Raw genomic sequence first — 236 nt, forward strand, 5'->3', positions numbered from 1 at the left:
TATTAAGTTTGCCGAAACGGTAAAAAATGCCGTGCGCAGCGGGGTGCTGGAGCATGGCAATATTTTGCCCGGTGAGCGTGATTTAAGTCAGTTAACCGGCGTTTCGCGCATTACGGTGCGCAAGGCGATGCAGGCGCTGGAAGAAGAGGGTGTGGTGACGCGTTCGCGCGGTTACGGCACGCAGATCAACAACATCTTCGAATACTCGTTGAAAGAAGCGCGAGGTTTTTCTCAGC

1 protein-coding gene is annotated in these 236 nt (G+C 53.4%); it reads left to right on the plus strand.

The annotated features are described in order from the left end of the window. Positions 1-236: GntR family transcriptional regulator (locus R2R70_RS23165; RefSeq protein ID WP_410979369.1), on the plus strand; the 236-nt coding region annotated here is incomplete at both ends.

It is taken from the genome of Cobetia sp. SIMBA_158 (genome assembly GCF_046566945.1).
Lineage (GTDB): Bacteria > Pseudomonadota > Gammaproteobacteria > Pseudomonadales > Halomonadaceae > Cobetia > Cobetia amphilecti.